The organism is Pseudoduganella aquatica, from assembly GCF_009857595.1.
GTDB classification, from domain to species: Bacteria; Pseudomonadota; Gammaproteobacteria; order Burkholderiales; family Burkholderiaceae_D; genus Rugamonas; species Rugamonas aquatica_A.
This window is the reverse complement of the sequence record NZ_WWCU01000004.1, coordinates 1-15,220: the sequence shown is the minus strand read 5'-3', so window position 1 is coordinate 15,220 and position 15,220 is coordinate 1. Positions and strand designations below refer to the sequence as shown.

General features: G+C 63.2%; 13 protein-coding genes. 10 read left to right on the top strand and 3 right to left on the bottom strand.

Annotation, left to right across the window (positions count from 1 at the left end):
- The first annotated feature begins 1 nt into the window (after position 1).
- The 3 genes from GTP77_RS05255 (at position 2) to GTP77_RS05245 (ending at position 3,501) form a co-directional block, all read left to right on the top strand.
- Positions 2-1,096, top strand: a complete 1,095-nt coding sequence (locus tag GTP77_RS05255) for an ABC transporter ATP-binding protein (RefSeq protein WP_161071137.1) — start codon at positions 2-4, stop codon at positions 1,094-1,096.
- Positions 1,096-1,965: an aldose 1-epimerase family protein gene (locus GTP77_RS05250; RefSeq protein ID WP_161071136.1), complete on the top strand. Its 870-nt coding sequence runs from the start codon at positions 1,096-1,098 to the stop codon at positions 1,963-1,965. Before GTP77_RS05255 ends, GTP77_RS05250 begins: the two co-directional genes overlap by 1 nt.
- Before the next feature lie 99 nt (positions 1,966-2,064).
- Positions 2,065-3,501: a DUF3370 family protein gene (locus GTP77_RS05245; protein WP_161071135.1), complete on the top strand. Its 1,437-nt coding sequence runs from the start codon at positions 2,065-2,067 to the stop codon at positions 3,499-3,501.
- Positions 3,502-3,524: 23 nt separating this feature from the next.
- Here GTP77_RS05245 and GTP77_RS05240 read toward each other — a convergent pair whose 3' ends face one another.
- Entirely contained in the window at positions 3,525-3,722 is a 198-nt protein-coding gene (locus GTP77_RS05240; RefSeq protein WP_161071134.1) for a hypothetical protein, read from the bottom strand.
- A gap of 31 nt (positions 3,723-3,753) precedes the next feature.
- Between GTP77_RS05240 and GTP77_RS05235 the strand changes: the two genes are divergently transcribed.
- The 4 genes from GTP77_RS05235 to GTP77_RS05220 all read left to right on the top strand — a co-directional run bounded on the left by GTP77_RS05235 (position 3,754) and on the right by GTP77_RS05220 (position 9,140).
- The gene (locus GTP77_RS05235) at positions 3,754-4,065 is read left to right on the top strand and encodes a hypothetical protein (protein ID WP_161071133.1); all 312 of its coding nucleotides are present in this window, start codon (positions 3,754-3,756) and stop codon (positions 4,063-4,065) included.
- On the top strand, positions 3,981-4,592 hold the full coding sequence (locus GTP77_RS05230) for a hypothetical protein (protein WP_161071132.1): 612 nt from the start codon (positions 3,981-3,983) through the stop codon (positions 4,590-4,592). Before GTP77_RS05235 ends, GTP77_RS05230 begins: the two co-directional genes overlap by 85 nt.
- 203 nt (positions 4,593-4,795) lie before the next feature.
- On the top strand, positions 4,796-6,226 hold the full coding sequence (locus GTP77_RS05225; protein ID WP_161071131.1) for a right-handed parallel beta-helix repeat-containing protein: 1,431 nt from the start codon (positions 4,796-4,798) through the stop codon (positions 6,224-6,226).
- A gap of 163 nt (positions 6,227-6,389) precedes the next feature.
- A complete protein-coding gene (locus tag GTP77_RS05220; RefSeq protein WP_161071130.1) occupies positions 6,390-9,140 on the top strand; it encodes a TonB-dependent receptor in 2,751 nt (916 codons plus the stop codon).
- A 55-nt stretch (positions 9,141-9,195) separates the two neighbouring features.
- Here the strand turns inward: GTP77_RS05220 and GTP77_RS05215 are convergent, their stop codons facing one another.
- Positions 9,196-11,601: an outer membrane beta-barrel family protein gene (locus GTP77_RS05215; RefSeq protein WP_161071129.1), complete on the bottom strand. Its 2,406-nt coding sequence runs from the start codon at positions 11,599-11,601 to the stop codon at positions 9,196-9,198.
- Positions 11,602-11,794: 193 nt separating this feature from the next.
- On the opposite strand from GTP77_RS05215, the gene GTP77_RS05210 reads away from it, so the two are divergent.
- From GTP77_RS05210 to GTP77_RS05200, 3 genes are all read left to right on the top strand, one after another.
- Positions 11,795-12,040, top strand: a complete 246-nt coding sequence (locus GTP77_RS05210; RefSeq protein ID WP_161071128.1) for a type II toxin-antitoxin system prevent-host-death family antitoxin — start codon at positions 11,795-11,797, stop codon at positions 12,038-12,040.
- Positions 12,041-12,227: 187 nt separating this feature from the next.
- On the top strand, positions 12,228-13,598 hold the full coding sequence (locus GTP77_RS05205) for a M20 metallopeptidase family protein (protein ID WP_161071127.1): 1,371 nt from the start codon (positions 12,228-12,230) through the stop codon (positions 13,596-13,598).
- A 93-nt stretch (positions 13,599-13,691) separates the two neighbouring features.
- The gene (locus GTP77_RS05200) at positions 13,692-14,798 is read left to right on the top strand and encodes an HAF repeat-containing PEP-CTERM protein (RefSeq protein ID WP_161071126.1); all 1,107 of its coding nucleotides are present in this window, start codon (positions 13,692-13,694) and stop codon (positions 14,796-14,798) included.
- 25 nt (positions 14,799-14,823) lie between these two features.
- Here the strand turns inward: GTP77_RS05200 and GTP77_RS05195 are convergent.
- The coding region (locus GTP77_RS05195) for a transposase (protein WP_161071125.1) at positions 14,824-15,220 on the bottom strand (397 nt) is incomplete at its 5' end.

Sequence of the window (15,220 nt, the reverse complement as noted above, 5' to 3'; positions counted from 1 at the left end):
CATGTCTACACTTTCTCTGCAAGGCATCAAGAAGCGCTTCGGCGCGCACCAGACCATCCACGGCGTGGACCTCGAGGTGGAAGCGGGCGAATTCGTCGTCTTCGTCGGCCCCTCGGGCTGCGGCAAGTCCACGCTGCTGCGCATGATCGCAGGCCTGGAGGACGTATCCGAAGGCAGCATCCGCATCGGCGGCATGGACGTTACCCGCTCCGCCCCGAGCGCGCGCGACGTGGCCATGGTGTTCCAGTCCTACGCGCTTTACCCGCACATGACGGTGCGCCAGAACCTGAGCTTCGGCATGCGCATGCGCAAGGTGGACAGAGCCGTCATCGCCGCCAAGCTGGAACGCGCCGCCGCCATCCTGCAGCTGCAGCCCTACATGGAGCGCAAGCCCGCCGAACTGTCAGGCGGCCAGTGCCAGCGCGTGGCCATCGGCCGCGCCCTGGTGCAGGAGCCCTCCGTGTTCCTGTTCGACGAGCCGCTGTCCAACCTGGACGCCGAGCTGCGCCTGCGCATGCGCATCGAGATCAGTGCGCTGCACCGCGAGCTGGGCAAAACCATGGTCTACGTCACGCACGACCAGGTGGAAGCCATGACCTTGGCCGACAAAATGGTGGTGCTGCGCGCGGGCCGGATAGAACAGGTGGGCCATCCGCTCGACCTGTACGCCAATCCCTGCAACGAATTCGTCGCAGGTTTCGTCGGTGCGCCCGCGATGAATATGCTGGCGGGCCAGTACCGCGCGGAAGGCGCGAACGCCGCCATCACGTTGGACGGCGGCGCGCTGCTGGACTGCGCGCTGGCAGCGCAAGGCGCGGCGGCGGGCGGCGCCTGCAAGGCCGGCGTGCGCCCCGAACACTGGCAGATAGGCGGCGACGGCCTGCTCCTGGCAACCGTGACCGTGGTTGAACGGCTGGGTGCAAGCAGCTATATCCACGCGGTTTGCGGCCAGCACACGCTGTGCGTGGAAACGCGCGCCGCCCATGCGCCGTTGGCGGGAGACAGCATATCGCTCACGCCCTTGCCCGGCATGGTCTACCTGTTTGACGACGCGGGCCGCACCATCTCCGCGCCCAAAGCGGCAGGCACGCGCTGATGGACCAGGTAAGTCTCGCGAACGGCCTGCTGCACTGTGTCGTGGCGCTGCGCGGCGCGGAGCTGCGCAGCCTGGCCGACGCCGGCGGCGAGGAATATCTGTGGCAGCGCGATCCCGCCGTGTGGGAGGACAGCGCGCCCATCCTGTTCCCTGTGGTGGGCCGCTTGAAGGACGGCGGCTACCGCCACGCAGGCAAGCGCTACGAGCTGCCCATACACGGCTTTGCGCGCCACTGCCGCTTTGCAGTACGGGAGACGCAAGCAGACAGCGTGCTGCTGGAACTGCAAAGTACGCCGGCCACGCTGGCCTGCTATCCGTTTGCGTTCACATTGACCGTGCGCTTCACGCTCGAAAAGAACTGCCTGCGCGTGGTCTACAACGTCCACAACACCGGCGCCGAAAACATGTACTTCTCTCTCGGCTCGCATCCGGGATTCAGGCTACCCCAGGATGGCGGCGCCAGCTGGCGCCTGCTGTTTTCCGAATCGCCACAGCAAGTGCGCCAGCTCGATGGCCCCTTGCTGGGCGCTGCATCCCGCCCCTATTCCCTTGGCCCCGGCAACAGCCTGCCGCTGTCCCCCGGACTGTTCGACGACGACGCCCTGATCTTCACGCAGATGCATGCGCGGCATGTGGCGCTGGCGCGCGCGGACGGCGCCACCCGGCTGGTGCTCGACACCGGCGGCGCCCCCGACCTGGGCATATGGTCCCGGCCCGGCGCCTCCTACATCTGCATCGAACCCTGGCATGGCTATGACGACAGCGCCGCCGTCTCCGGCGAACTGCGCGACAAGCCCGGCATAGTCGAACTGGCCGCCGGCGCCACCTTTTCCACTCATTACGCCATCACCGTGCATCCCAGCACGTGAGGGCGCTGCAAGCGCGTGCCGGCGGGCGACCACGCGTTCCATCGGCCGGATGCCGGGTCCGGCCCTTTGACGTCTGATGTTCAGCAGATTGGAGAAGGTATGAAGAAAACGCAGCGATACATAGCAATGCTGGCGGCCTGCCTCGGCCTGGCAGCCATCCCCGCCATGGCGGACGTGGTGCGGGTCGACACGTCCACCTGGTTCAAGCGCACCACCGCCGACTCGTCCACGCTGGCGGCGGCGGACAAATGCTGGGTCAACGCCGGCAGCATGCTGGGCGCGGGCAGCGCCTCCCCGGTTGTCGCCAACCACTACGCCGCCACGCTGGACACACCGCTCGCAGGCTGCGCCTTCAGCACCGGCTACTTCTTCGCGCCGCACGTGGCCTGGGTGCAGGACCCGGTGGCTCCGCCGGCCCAGGACCCTGCGCAGGTATGGTACTTCGGGACGCTGGGCACGAATGCCAAGGTGGCGGACGACCAGCTCGCGCCACTGACCATCGCAGCGGGCGGAAACAAATTCTGGAAGAGTAACAACCCCGAAATCTTCACCGGCACCGGCTGGCTGATGCAGAACAGCCGCACCGACGCCACGCGCGGCGGCCAGGCCAACCAGCTCACCGGCTGCAGCAGCGCCTACTTCTTCCACATCAACCAGACCGGAGGCACCGCCTATGTGCACCTGCTGGCCTCCAATCCGCAAGCGGGCGGCGTAACGCTCTCGGCGAAAGGTTCGGCCTACACCAACGCCACCAAGCCGCTGAACGGCAAGGGCACGGGCCAGAGTTACTACGTGTCCAAGGACTGGCGCGACGGCAGCTACGCGGTCAACTTCAGCAACCGCGCCGTGGCCTCGCTGCAGGCCACGGAGATCGCCAAGGTGGCCATGTCGGCCAACAACATGGCGGACGGCCGCTTTGAAATCTGCACCACCGGCGGCGTCTACCTCTACACCGTGGTCACCACCACCGGCACCACGTCCGACGCCATCAACAAGAGCCAGGGCGCGGCGGCGCCGGGCGACATCTACTCTACCGGTCCCAATACCTATGGCCGCGAAGGCGGCGTGTATGCCGCGTCCGAAATGACGGGGCTGACCAATGTGGTGCTGCCGGCCGGCAGCGGCCAGTACATCGGTTTCTCCTTCGACACCACGGCCAAGTACAACAGCCATCTGCATGAGCAGACCGTGGCTGCCGACACGCGGCTGTCCGATTCGGCTACCCGCACCTTCGGCAACTACGGCCACAAATTCGACACCACGCTGCGCCTGTTCAACACCACCAGCGCCGCGCGCGATGTGCGCATCTCCTTCGCATCGAGCTACACGGCGGCGACCAACACGCCGTCGTTCACCTTCAGTTCGCCGGCCAGCTTCAACGGCGTCAAGCTGGACTTGTGGACCACGCCCACCCAGCCGCGCCAGGTGATCGGCACCTACACGGTGCCGGCCAACAGCTACTTTGACGCGCGGCTGCTGGTCTATATCGCCGGCCTGGGCGTGACCAACCAGCAGTTGGTGGTGGAGGCGCTCTAAAGAAAGCGGGGAAGCGGCGGGCCTTAATCCGGCCCGCCCCTCAGCGCGGCAGGCGACGACGCCAGTCCCGGCACCCGCGCCAAGCCCTGGCGCACCCTGGAACGGGCCAGCGCCGCGCCCCTGGCGCCCGGCGACACGCTGCGGCTGGCGCGCGGCGACGCCTTCACCGGCACGCTGACACTGCGCAGTTCCGGCACCGAGGCCGCGCCCATCTCAGTCACGGCCTACGGCAAGGGCTGCGCGCCGCGCCTGATGAACCCCTATTTCGCGGAGAGCTACGGCCGCTCCATCGAAGTGCTGGGCAGCCAGCAGCACAAGAACGTCACCCAGCTGGCGGCGCTGTTCGTGGACAAGGACGCGTCCCATGTCCTGATACGCAACAACGAGTTTTCCAACGCGGCGGTCGGCGTGCGCGTGCGCGGCAGCCACTCGGTGGTGACGCACAACTACTTCCACGACGCGGCCAAGATCACGGAGCAATGGGGCGCGATCGCCATCGCCATCGTCGGGCCGCATTCCGCGACCACCACATCCATATCCACCACAACCAGTCGCGCAATGTGAAAGGCGGCTTCCTGGAGATCGCGGTGGGCAGGAGCAATGACGTGCTGATAGACCATAACGTCAGCGACGACGTGGATAAATTCGTCGGCGCTTCCCGCGTAAAGAATATCGAAATCCGCAACAACACCGTGCGGCGTACCCGCCTGCCGCATATCCGCAAGGAAGCCGAATTCCCCTTGTCCACCGTGTTCTGGAGCTTCAATGACAAGGGCGACGACGAGTTCCACGTCAGCCGCAACCTGTTCGTGGTGGATGCAAGCCAGCGCCTGTGCAAGGGACCGGACCGCAAGCTGGGCATTGCGCCGCGCACGCGCGAAGGCAACCAGTACTACAGCATCAACGGCGGCATGGACACCGTGCTGGGGCAGCCGCTGCTTCCTTCCGAGACGGTGGCGGCGCCAAGCTTTGTCAACCCGGCGGCAGGCGACTACCGCCTGAAAGGCGCGCCGCTGGCCAAGGACTACGTGGGCGCCTACCCTCCCGGCCAGCCCCGCTGGCGCGCCGGCCTGCTGCGCGCAGCGGACTAGCGCGGGCGGCGCAGTGCTGCCGCGCGCGTGGAAGGCATGCAGGCTGCGGGGCAGCCGCCCCTCAAATTATGAAACTTGACAGACGCCTTTATGTTTCCTTGCTTTCTAAGCGCACTTCCCGCACAGCGGCTTGGGCCGCAATTAGAATTCGCGATGCCCGCACCAGTCTCCCCGCGCCGCTCAACCTTTTCCCGAATGCCGACATGAAGACCTCCATCCGCCTGCTGCCCCTCCTGCTGGGCAGCCTGTTCGCCTGCAGTCTCGCCCACAGCGCCGATTTCTACGTTTCCGAAAACGGCAACGACAAGAACGACGGCAAAAGCCCCAACACGCCCTTCCTGACCTTGCAGCACGCGGACGGCGCGCTCAAGCCGGGCGACACGGTCTGGGTCATGGCCGGCACCTACCGCAGCGCCAGGAGCGAAAAGGACGCCACCGCCCTGCTGGAAATCCGCAGCTCGGGCAAGCCCGATGCGTGGATCACCTGGCGCGCCTATCCCGGCGCCAGGCCGGAACTGGTGGCGCAGGGCGTGTGGCACGCGATCCTGCTGAACGCGTCCTACATCAAGATCGATGGCCTGACGCTGACCGGCAACAACGGCAACGTGCGCCAGGCCGATGCGGAAGCGAACGGCGAGATGGACCTCAAGGCCAGCCTGGCCGCGTGGAAGGCCGAGGGCGAAATGAACGCCGCGATGGACGACGCCACACCGGACCAGGGACCGGGCGCGGCCAGCGCGCCGAAAAAGCCCCAGGCCAAGCCACGGAGCTTGCCGAAGGCCTACCAGCGCATCAGCCCCCTGTGCAGCGCAAACGGCATCAGCGCCGACTTCCGGGGCAAGAAGGAGTTCCACCACCACTACGTGCTGAGCAACCTGGTGGTGCGCGACTTCGGCACCGGCGGCATCAATATGATGGACACCGACTACTACACCATCGAGAACTCCGAGGTCTACAACAACGCCTGGTACAGCCCCTACGGCGGATCCGGCATCTCGCAGCTGCGCGGCCGCGACTTCGACCAGGCCAGCGGCTACCACAATATCATCCGCAACAACCGCGTCTACAACAACAAGTGCCTGGTGCGCTTGTACTACCTGGACCTGTTCAGCGACGGCAACGGCATCATCCTCGACAGCCTGTACGACTATGCAGGCGCCACCCTGGTCGAGAACCTTTCCTACAACAACGGCGGCGCCGGCATCCACGTATTCCGTTCGCACAAGGCCCGCATCGACATTGTGAACAACACGGTGTGGCGCAACCAGCAGATGTGGCGGCTGTACGATATCGGCGCGCACGATGCGACCAATATCAACATCCTCAACAACATCGTGGTGGCCGACAAGTACCGCCAGGTGAACGGCAAGCCGATGGCCGGCGTGCGCTACGACCACAACCTGTATTTCGGCAGCCCGCAGGTGGAGGCCAAAGGCCCCAACGACCGTTTCGCCGACCCGCTGCTCGCGCTGCCGTCCACCAACCGCAAGGACGGCGATTTCTCGCTGCTGCCGGGCAGCCCTGCCATCGACAGCGCCGGCCGCCGCAGCGGCGCCAGCTTCCCCCCCGCAAGCTTCCTCCATGGAGCGGAAATGAAACTGATACTTGCCGCTGCCCTCACCACGACGGCGTAGCGGACCGACAGAACACCCACATTGTGGAAAGTCCGCAACACATGCCAACTGCTTTTTTTGCAACAATGTGACGCGGCTTTTACACTGAGCCAGCCGCGCAGGCCCTGGCGCCCGCGCGCCGCACAACGCTCAGACACTGAAACCACTTACGAGGACTGATCGCATGAAAATACCTGGCACGCACAAGGCGTCTGCATTCCGCCGCTCCCGCTGCACCCATGCCGTATTGCTCGCGCTCGGCAGCATGGGCTTGAGCGTTTACGCGCAAACCATGCCGCGCGTGGAAATTACCGGCTCCAGTATCAAGCGCATCGAGGGCGAGGCGGCGCTGCCGGTCGAAATCATCAAGCGCGAAGATATCGACAAGTCCGGCGTGACCACTGCAGCCGAACTGCTGCAAAAGATCTCCTCGAATGTGGGCGGCCTCACCGACGGCGCCAGCGTCAGCGACGTCATGGGCGGCCAGCGTGGCTTTAACGGCGCCAACCTGCGCGGCCTGGGCGTCTCGAGCACGCTGGTGCTGCTGAACGGCCGCCGCATGGCCAACTTCGCCAGCCCCGGCGACAATTCCGGGGTCGACCTGAACAACATTCCGGCCGGCGCCATCCAGCGCGTGGAAGTGCTCAAGGACGGCGCGTCGGCGATCTACGGCACCGACGCCATGGGCGGCGTGATCAACTTCATCACCCGCAAGGATTACCAGGGCGGCGATGCCAGCCTGTATGCGCTGGGCACCGACGAAGGCGGCGGCGGCAAAAAGTCCGCGTCGCTGTCCGGCGGCTTTGGCGCCTTGAGCACCGACCGTTTCAATGTGTTCGGCGCGCTGGACCTGCAGCGGACGGACAGGCTGGCCAGCTCGCAACGCGAATTCATGCAGGAATACAGCCTGCCCGACCGCTTGTCGCCGCAGCTGTCGAGCTACTCCTTCCCGGCCAACGTCGACCTGACCGCCGCCCAGCTGGCGACCCTGAACAAGTCGGGCTACCTGAAGGGCGCCGGCCCCGGCGGCACCTATGTGCCATCGCAGGGGCGGCGCGTCAATTTCGGCAGGAGCAGCTGCGTGAACGGCAGTCCGAACGTGGTGCGTCCGCTCGGCCCCGGCGGTTCGGAAGGCTGCTCGTTCAACTATATGGGCGACTCGGAAGTCTATCCGGAGTCCAAAAAACAGAGCTTCGTCGGCCGCGCCACCGCGCTGGTGGGCGACAACCACCAGGTGTTTGCGGAAGTTTTGCTGAGCAAAGCCGAGACCAGCTACGCCGCCTCGCCCGCCACCTCCAGCAGCATCAGCGCCAGCAACGGCATCCTCCTGCCAGCCGATCTGCAAGCCAAGACCGGCATCACCACCCCCGTCACCTTCCGCTTCCGCCTGTCGGACGCCGGCCGCCGCACCTCGGAGGTGACGAGCAAAGCGTCGCGATTCGTGGTGGGCGCGGCCGGCAAGGCAGGCGACTGGGAATACGACGCGGCCTACAACCACAGCGTGAACAAGGCCACCGACCTGGATATCGACGGCTGGGTGTCGCGCACCAAGATGCTGGCAGGCATCGCCAGCGGCAAGTACAACCCCTTTGTCCCGGCCACGGACGACTCGGGCCGCAAGTTCATGGATTCGATCAAGATCAACGGCGCGGCGCGCATTTCCAAAGGCACCAGCGACAGCGTGGACGGCAAGCTGACGCGCTCGCTGATGGCGCTGCCCGGCGGCGATGTCATGCTGGCCGTGGGCGCCGAACTGCGGCGCGAGAAGACCGCGTTCACCTCCACCGAAGCGCTGCGCACCAACGACGTCCAGGGCGACCGCGCCAGCTCCGACGAATTGCTGGCCGACTCGTCCAACTCGCGCGACATCGCCGGCATCTACACCGAGATCAATGCGCCCTTCAGCAAGGAATGGGAAGGCCAGTTCGCGATCCGCCATGACCGCTACAAGGCCGTGCACGATCCGCTGACCAAGTTGTCCGCGCCGCAACTGAGCACCACCAATCCGAAAATCGCCGTGAGCTACCGTCCGAACAAGGAAGTGCTGGGCCGCGCTTCCTACGGCACCGGCTTCCGCGCGCCGTCGATTGCCGAACTGTTCCTGCCGGTACGTTCCGGCACCACGGCCAGCTTCGTGAAAGACCCGGTGTCGGGCGAAGTTGCCCAGTTCGATCTGGACCGCTACGGCAATCCAAAGCTGAAGCCGGAAAAGTCCAAACAGTTCTCGGCCGGCCTGGTCGTGGAACCTAACCAGAACTGGAACGCCAGTCTGGACTACTGGATCATCCGAAAAACCGACATCATTTCGGAAATCGGCGAGCAGACCGTGTTCGACAACCCGGTCTACTACAACGATCCGAAAATCGTGGTGCGCGACGAGGACGGTTTGGTTTCCTACCTGCAGTTCAAGAAAGAAAACCGTGGCAAGCTCAACACCTCGGGCCTCGATATCGCGGTGAACTGGCGCGGCGATGCGACCTCCATGGGCCGCTTCAGCGCCAGCCTGAACGGCACGCTGGTCACACAGTACAAATTCCAGTCCGATCCAAACTCACCGATGGCCGATGGCCTGGGCGTATTCCGCGATGACAAGGCCGTGCAGCGCTGGCGTCACAAGGTCAATCTGGACTGGACCCAGGGTCCGGTCAACCTAAGCCTGGGCAACACCTTCTTCTCCAGCTATACCGACCAGAACGTGCCGGGCCTGGCCGACCCGGGCTGGAACGACCGCAAGGTGAAAGCCTATTCGCTGTGGGATCTGACGGGCAGCTACGCGTTCACCAAGCAGCTCAAACTGCGCGCCGGCGTCATCAACCTGGCAGACACGCCGCCGCCGTTCACCAACCAGTCGCGCTACTTTGAAGTGACGTGGGATCCGACCTACGGCGACCCGCGCGGCCGCTCGATGTTCGCCAACCTGCAGTACAAGTTCTGAGCCTTCCCTGATGGCGCCCTGTCCTGCCAGCCGGCAGGCAGGGCTGCCCTTCCCCTTAATTCTTTTTCTCAGGCGCAGGTTTCTCCGGTTGGGTCGGCTTATCCTGCTGGCTTTGCTGCCCTTGCATCATGCGCATCGCGTCTTTCGCCGCCTGGCTGTCCGGATTCATGCCGGCCGCCTGCATCGCATTGCGTACCGCGTCGTTGCCGGTCACGCCGCCGAAGGTGTAGCGCAGGCCCATGTAGAGGCGCCGCTGGTGCACCTGCACGTCGGTGCGTTCGCGCAGGGTGGCGGTGTCGACGCGGAAGCGCTGGTCGGTGGTCTGCAACACATCATTGGCGCGGATATTGAGCGACAGGCGCGGCGAGAACTTGTGCTCCAGCGCCAGGTTCACGATGCTGAACGGCTCGCGGTAGCCTTCGCCCGACAACTGCTTGCCCTGGCGGAAAGTCATGAAGGTCAGCGTGTCTTCCGGCGTGATCGTCCACTGCGCCCCGCCCTGCAGGTGCAGGGACGGCGTGCGGCGCTTCTCGCCGCTCACGCCGAGCGTGCCCAGGCGGTCCTGCTCGATAAAGCCCCAGTTACCATTGAACATAAAGCGGATGGCGGGCAGCGAGATGCCGTTCCACTTCATGTTCGGCGGCACCATGGCCATGATGGAGAACTCCACGCCGCCCGCCTGGCGGTCACCCTCGTTTGCCTTGGTGGTCAGCAGCGCCGTGGGGCTGATGAAGGTGCGGCGCTCGGTAATGACGTCCGACTCGTGGCGCATGTAGCCGCGCAGGCTGGCGGGCATCAGGCCCATGATCTTGGTCTCGTAGCCCAGCTCCAGCGAGTGCAGCTTGACCGGATGCAGGCGCGGATTGCCGGACGTGACGGCGTATTCGTTGACGTAGTTGACGAAGGGGTTCAGGTCGCCCGAGGCCGGGCGCGAGATGCGGTCCGAGTACGAGAAGCGCAGGTTCGAGAACTTGTCCAGCTTGTAGGTCAGGAACAGGCTGGGCAGGTAGTTGGTGTAGCTGTTGCCGGCCTGGACGTTGGTGGTCACCTGGTCAAGGTTCAGTTCGGTGTGCTCCACGCGCAGGCCGCCCTTGAAGGACCACAGCGCATTGATCGGCAATTCATAGGTCGAGTAGGCGGCGGTGACATCCTGCTCCAGGTCGAACAGATTGCTGCGCTTCGTGTCCACAGCGCCGTTGTCCAGGAACAGGTAGCGGTAATCGCTGGACTGGCGCGTGCGCTGCCAGCGGGCGCCCGCAGTCAGGAAGCCGGGGCCGGCCTTGCCCGAATAGTCCGTGCTCAGGTCGGTCAGGCGCACGCGGGTTTCCACGTTCTGGGTGTAGTTGCGCAGCACCGGTCCGCCCGCTGGCAGCAGGACAGGCTGGTACATGGCCGCCGTGTCCACATTGTTGGTGTTGGACGAATGCCGCAGGTCGGCCTTCAAGCTTTCGCCGTCGGTGCTGAAGCGCCGCTCCCAGCCGGCCACCACTTCGTGGTTGAGGGCGTCGCCGCTGGCGCTGCGGCGGGTCAGGTAATCCACCAGGGGCGCGCTGCCGGTGCCGAAGTCCGTCAGGTGCTCGCTGCTGCGGGAGTCATTGCCGCGCTTGTTCAAGGACAGCGAGCCGGTTAGCGTGTCGCGCTCGTTGAAATTGTAGCGGCCACCTACGCCACCCTGGATGAAGTCGGTGAGTCCGCTGCGCTGCGCGGTCTGGCGCAAACGGCTGACGCTGCCGCTCGCCGGATCGATGCGCTCGCGCGTGCTCTCGGTGTCGGTCTCATTGCCGTCGCGGCGGTAGTTGAACGTGCCGTTCACCGACGCATAACCGGCGCTGTAGCTGCCGTTGGCGAAGGCGTTCTTGCGCCCTGCCGGGCCGACGTTGCCGGCGACGGTGCCATTGCCGCCCGGCTTGGTGTAGCGGCGCGAGATCAGGTTGAGGATGGGGCCGCCGCCCGCTTCGTTGCCAAATTCCGCGCCCGGGTTGTTAATCACCTGCACCGACTCGAAGTTCTCGGCCGGCAACGCATTGATGGCTGCGGCGCGGTTCTCACCTTGCATCTGGGCGGTCGGTTTGCCGTCGACCAGCACGGTGACGCGCTCGCTGCCGCGCAGCCGCACCGTGCCGTTGGGGTCCACGCTCACGGAGGGCACGTTGTTGAGCACGTCGCCCACCGAGGCGCCCGCCGTGCTGGCGTCGGCCTTGACGTCGTACACTTGGCGGTCGATGCGGTTGCTCTGCCGCTCGCTGACCACATTCACAACCGCTGCCGGCGGCACCTCCTGGGTTGCAGGCGCGGGCTGAGCCGCAGGCTGCGCGGCCAGCTTGGCCGCAGCCGGCTTCGCTTCTTCCTTGGCTTTCGGCGGCGTGGCCTCGGTTGTCTGAGCCTGCGCTTGCCAACTCAGAAGCAGCGCGGCGATGGTGGAGGAAAGGACGGACAGGGACGGACGGGAGGACGTATGCATGTGAGGAGGGCAGCAATGACGATAGGAAATTAGTTCGCAACGATACCATTTTCCTTATCGGCAAGCTAGTAAAAAGGCAACACTGCCGTAGGACCAGATGAAGGCCTTCCGCCCTTGCTATCTGCGAAAATCGCGGCACACTCAAACCTGTACAACGTGCCGTATGTTGACCACTTGGTAGAAGGGAGTACGAATGAGGATCATCAACTTTTCTGATGCCCGCAACAGCCTTCGCGCTGTCATCGACCAAGTGCTTGAGGATGCGGACGTCACCATCATCTCGCGTAGAGATGCGCCGGACGCGGTAGTCATGTCTCTCGATCATTACACCAGCCTGAGCGGTTGCTGGTCCAGGCGCATCGACGAGTCAAACCGGCTGGAGTACCAAGTGCATGAGGACGCGCTCCTCATCATTTCCTGCCGATATCACCACGCGTAAAGAATCCCACTCATCTTCTGGTCCATACCGTTATGGCTTCTGCAAGCCTGCGGTTTATCGCCGCGAGCTGCAGTTCATCGGCTCCGAGCTGCAATTCATCCCAGTTGGGCTGCCAAGTGAATTGACGACCTGACATACTCAATTCACCAGATGCACTTATGCCCTAATCCCCGTGAAGCCCATCACCATGAAACTTCTAATAATTTTCTCAAGTATCTTCGGACTGCTAATCGGCGGATGCCAACATAACCCAAGCCAGCGCACTGCCCCGGATGCGATTCAGGTGCAGACTGATGGCCTTTTTGAGAAGCTAGTCGCCGTCAGGCGAGATATCCACCAGCACCCTGAAGTTGCGGGCCATGAATCTCGAACTGCAGCGACAATATCCGCGCACTTAATTGCAATCGGACTGGAAGTTCAGGCTGGGCAATACGGACACAGCGTTATCGGAATACTGCGCGGCGGGCATCCGGGAAAGACGGTTGCATGGCGAGCCGAGCTTGATGCGCTTCCTGGCGATTTCCGTGATCCAGCGCTCTTCAGGTCGCAGAATCCCGGTGTTCACCATGCATGCGGACACGATGTCCACATCGCGATTGCTCTAGGCATCGCAGAGGTCCTTGCGAAGCAGCGGGACTCCTTGCATGGAACGGTTGTCTTCGTGTTCCAGCCGGAAGAGGAGACCTTCAAGGGCGCAAAGGCCCTGATGGACCGGGGCATTTTCTCGTCCATCACACCGGATGAGATCTACGGCCTGCACGTTGCGCCATTGCCCGTTGGACAGATAGTGGTCCGGGCGGACGAGATGTATGCATATGCGCGGCGAGTCAGCATCAGGCTGAAAAACGAATTGTCGAAGGTGGACATCGTGCAGTTGACGAAGAACCTGAACAGTGAGCTGTCCCGGAGCCGGACTGGCGCGAAGCCTTGGCAGCTTCAGGATATTAGCGATCCTGCGATCGGATTGACGTCGCCGAGTAATGCGTTCCAGGACTACCTGATCATGGATGCGACCTTCGACGCTCGCACCGAAAACGGAGACCTTGTTCTCGACTTCAATTTATATGAGACAACCGCATCGCAGTTGGGGGGCATCATTTCTCGCGTCGAGCGCGTGATTGATGCCAGCGGCCACAAGCGCCAATTAGTTTCCGTGTCGTACGTACAGGAGAATCCCACTGTGCTCAACAACGCCGCACTGACGCGCTTTGCCATCCGCACACTGCAGCGAAGCCGCAGCGTCGGTGCTGTCAGGCCAACTTTTGGGCAGGTACCGTTCTTCAATGATGACTTCGCCTACTTTCAACAGAAAATTCCGGGTGTGTACTTTTTCCTCGGCGGATCAAATGCCGGGAAAGGTCTTATTGCGATGAACCATGCTCCGGATTTTCAAGTGGACGAAGAAAGCATCCGGGTCGGAGTAAGCAGCTTCTCGTCCTTGCTCGTTGCGCGGCTAGGAACGCCTGGCCAGGCTGAGCAAGAACCGCCGGCCGATGGGGCAATATCGATAGCACTGTTTGATGCGCACACTTATCACAGAAAATCACATCGCGAATAAATAGGAAAACCGGGCAACAAAGCAATCATGCGCTTGTCCGGCGCGCTACTATGGCCAGTCCACCCGTGAGGGGCCCCTGAACAGGAGATGGACATGAAACTCGCAAGTTACGCCGCGCGTGCGCAAGCAGTAGTGCTGGCCTTGTTATTGCCAGCCATAGCCCAGGCCGACCCCTACACGTTCAACTACATCAATATCATGACGGAGTGGCAGTACAGCTCCGGTGGCACGATCTCCGCCATCAACAACAGCAACCAGGTAACCGGGTATGTGAGCTTCGGGCCGGAATTGCCAGGCGCCCCTTTTCTGTTCGATAAGCACGGGACCGCTTACCTCGGAAGCCAGCTTGCCAATATCCATGACATCAACGATGCCGGCGTCATGGCAGGCACCGCGCCCGGCGGCACGGCCGCGCTGCTGGCCAATGGACAGACAAGCACCCTGCTCAACGATGGCCGCTCATCCACAGCGCTTGCCATCAACAACCACGGCGTGGCCGTGGGCTACGCCATGAATACCGGCGTGTTCAGCTACCATGCCATGGTGTACAACAATGGCGCTGTAACCGAACTGGGGACGCTGGGCGGCCGCGATTCGTTTGCCACCGACATCAACGACGCTGGCGTGATCGTTGGGAATTCACATACCAGCGACTCCAATTTCGCCACGCATGCCTTTATTTACAAAGACGGCGTTATGACCGACCTCGGCGTGCCGGCGGGCGCCACAGCCAGCGCCGCGTTGAGCGTCGCCGACGACGGATCGGTGCTCGGGACAGCTTATCTCCCCAATGGCACGGCCAAGGGTTTCCTTTACCACGACGGCGTGACGACGGACCTGAGCGGGATTTTCACGCGCTCGGTGGCCGACATGAACAGCACCGGTACCATACTCGGGGAGTCTGAAGAAGGCTTCATGCTATACAACAGGCTCGGCCAGGTGGTGGATCTGAGTCTCGTCGTCTCGCAGACAACCGGCTCCACACTCACCCAGGTGTTTGCTATCAGCGACAACGGTACGGTCGGAGGGGAAATCTGCGGCGACCTCGGTTGCACACTTGCCTTGATGATTCCTTCAGCAGTGCCGGAACCGGCGACATATGGGATGCTGCTGATTGGCTTGGGTGTGGTGGGCTGGCTGGGCCGGCGCGGCCAGGCCCGAAGCTATTCTTCGACCATGGGGACACCGACCTGGCGCTAGCAAGCTACAGCAAAAAAAAGGTTCTTCACGGATTTCCGGGAAACGCGGCTTTGATCTTCAGGAAAAAGAAGTCGGAGTCGCGGTAGCCATAGGCCATCCGTTTCATTACCTTGATCCGGTTGTTGATACCCTCAAGCTGGCCGGTATGCATAGGCCAGCGCACGCGGGCCAGTATGCCTCTCCAGTAGGTCTTCAAGCGCCTTGCGAAGCGGCTCAGTGACTCAATCTCACTCTCAGCAGCCATGCGCAGCCAAGTTTTCCAGCGGCAGCGACATTGCCAAGCCCCGCTGGGTTCCCATAGTTCCTTCAAACTAGCCTTCATGATGTATGTGGTCATCAAGGCTTTGTTCGCTGCCAGTAGTTCTTCAAGCTTGGGCCGTTGCTCTTCCGGGACGTTTTCTGGATTGCGCAGCAGCAGCCAG

What these genes read in the sequence shown, in the direction of transcription:
- GTP77_RS05255 (WP_161071137.1), top strand. Translation starts at nt 2, where the DNA reads ATGTCTACACTTTCTCTGCAAGGCATCAAGAAGCGCTTCGGCGCGCAC.
- GTP77_RS05250 (WP_161071136.1), top strand. Translation starts at nt 1,096, where the DNA reads ATGGACCAGGTAAGTCTCGCGAACGGCCTGCTGCACTGTGTCGTGGCG.
- GTP77_RS05245 (WP_161071135.1), top strand. Translation starts at nt 2,065, where the DNA reads ATGAAGAAAACGCAGCGATACATAGCAATGCTGGCGGCCTGCCTCGGC.
- GTP77_RS05235 (WP_161071133.1), top strand. Translation starts at nt 3,754, where the DNA reads ATGAACCCCTATTTCGCGGAGAGCTACGGCCGCTCCATCGAAGTGCTG.
- GTP77_RS05230 (WP_161071132.1), top strand. Translation starts at nt 3,981, where the DNA reads ATGGGGCGCGATCGCCATCGCCATCGTCGGGCCGCATTCCGCGACCAC.
- GTP77_RS05225 (WP_161071131.1), top strand. Translation starts at nt 4,796, where the DNA reads ATGAAGACCTCCATCCGCCTGCTGCCCCTCCTGCTGGGCAGCCTGTTC.
- GTP77_RS05220 (WP_161071130.1), top strand. Translation starts at nt 6,390, where the DNA reads ATGAAAATACCTGGCACGCACAAGGCGTCTGCATTCCGCCGCTCCCGC.
- GTP77_RS05215 (WP_161071129.1), bottom strand. Translation starts at nt 11,601, where the DNA reads ATGCATACGTCCTCCCGTCCGTCCCTGTCCGTCCTTTCCTCCACCATC.
- GTP77_RS05210 (WP_161071128.1), top strand. Translation starts at nt 11,795, where the DNA reads ATGAGGATCATCAACTTTTCTGATGCCCGCAACAGCCTTCGCGCTGTC.
- GTP77_RS05205 (WP_161071127.1), top strand. Translation starts at nt 12,228, where the DNA reads ATGAAACTTCTAATAATTTTCTCAAGTATCTTCGGACTGCTAATCGGC.
- GTP77_RS05200 (WP_161071126.1), top strand. Translation starts at nt 13,692, where the DNA reads ATGAAACTCGCAAGTTACGCCGCGCGTGCGCAAGCAGTAGTGCTGGCC.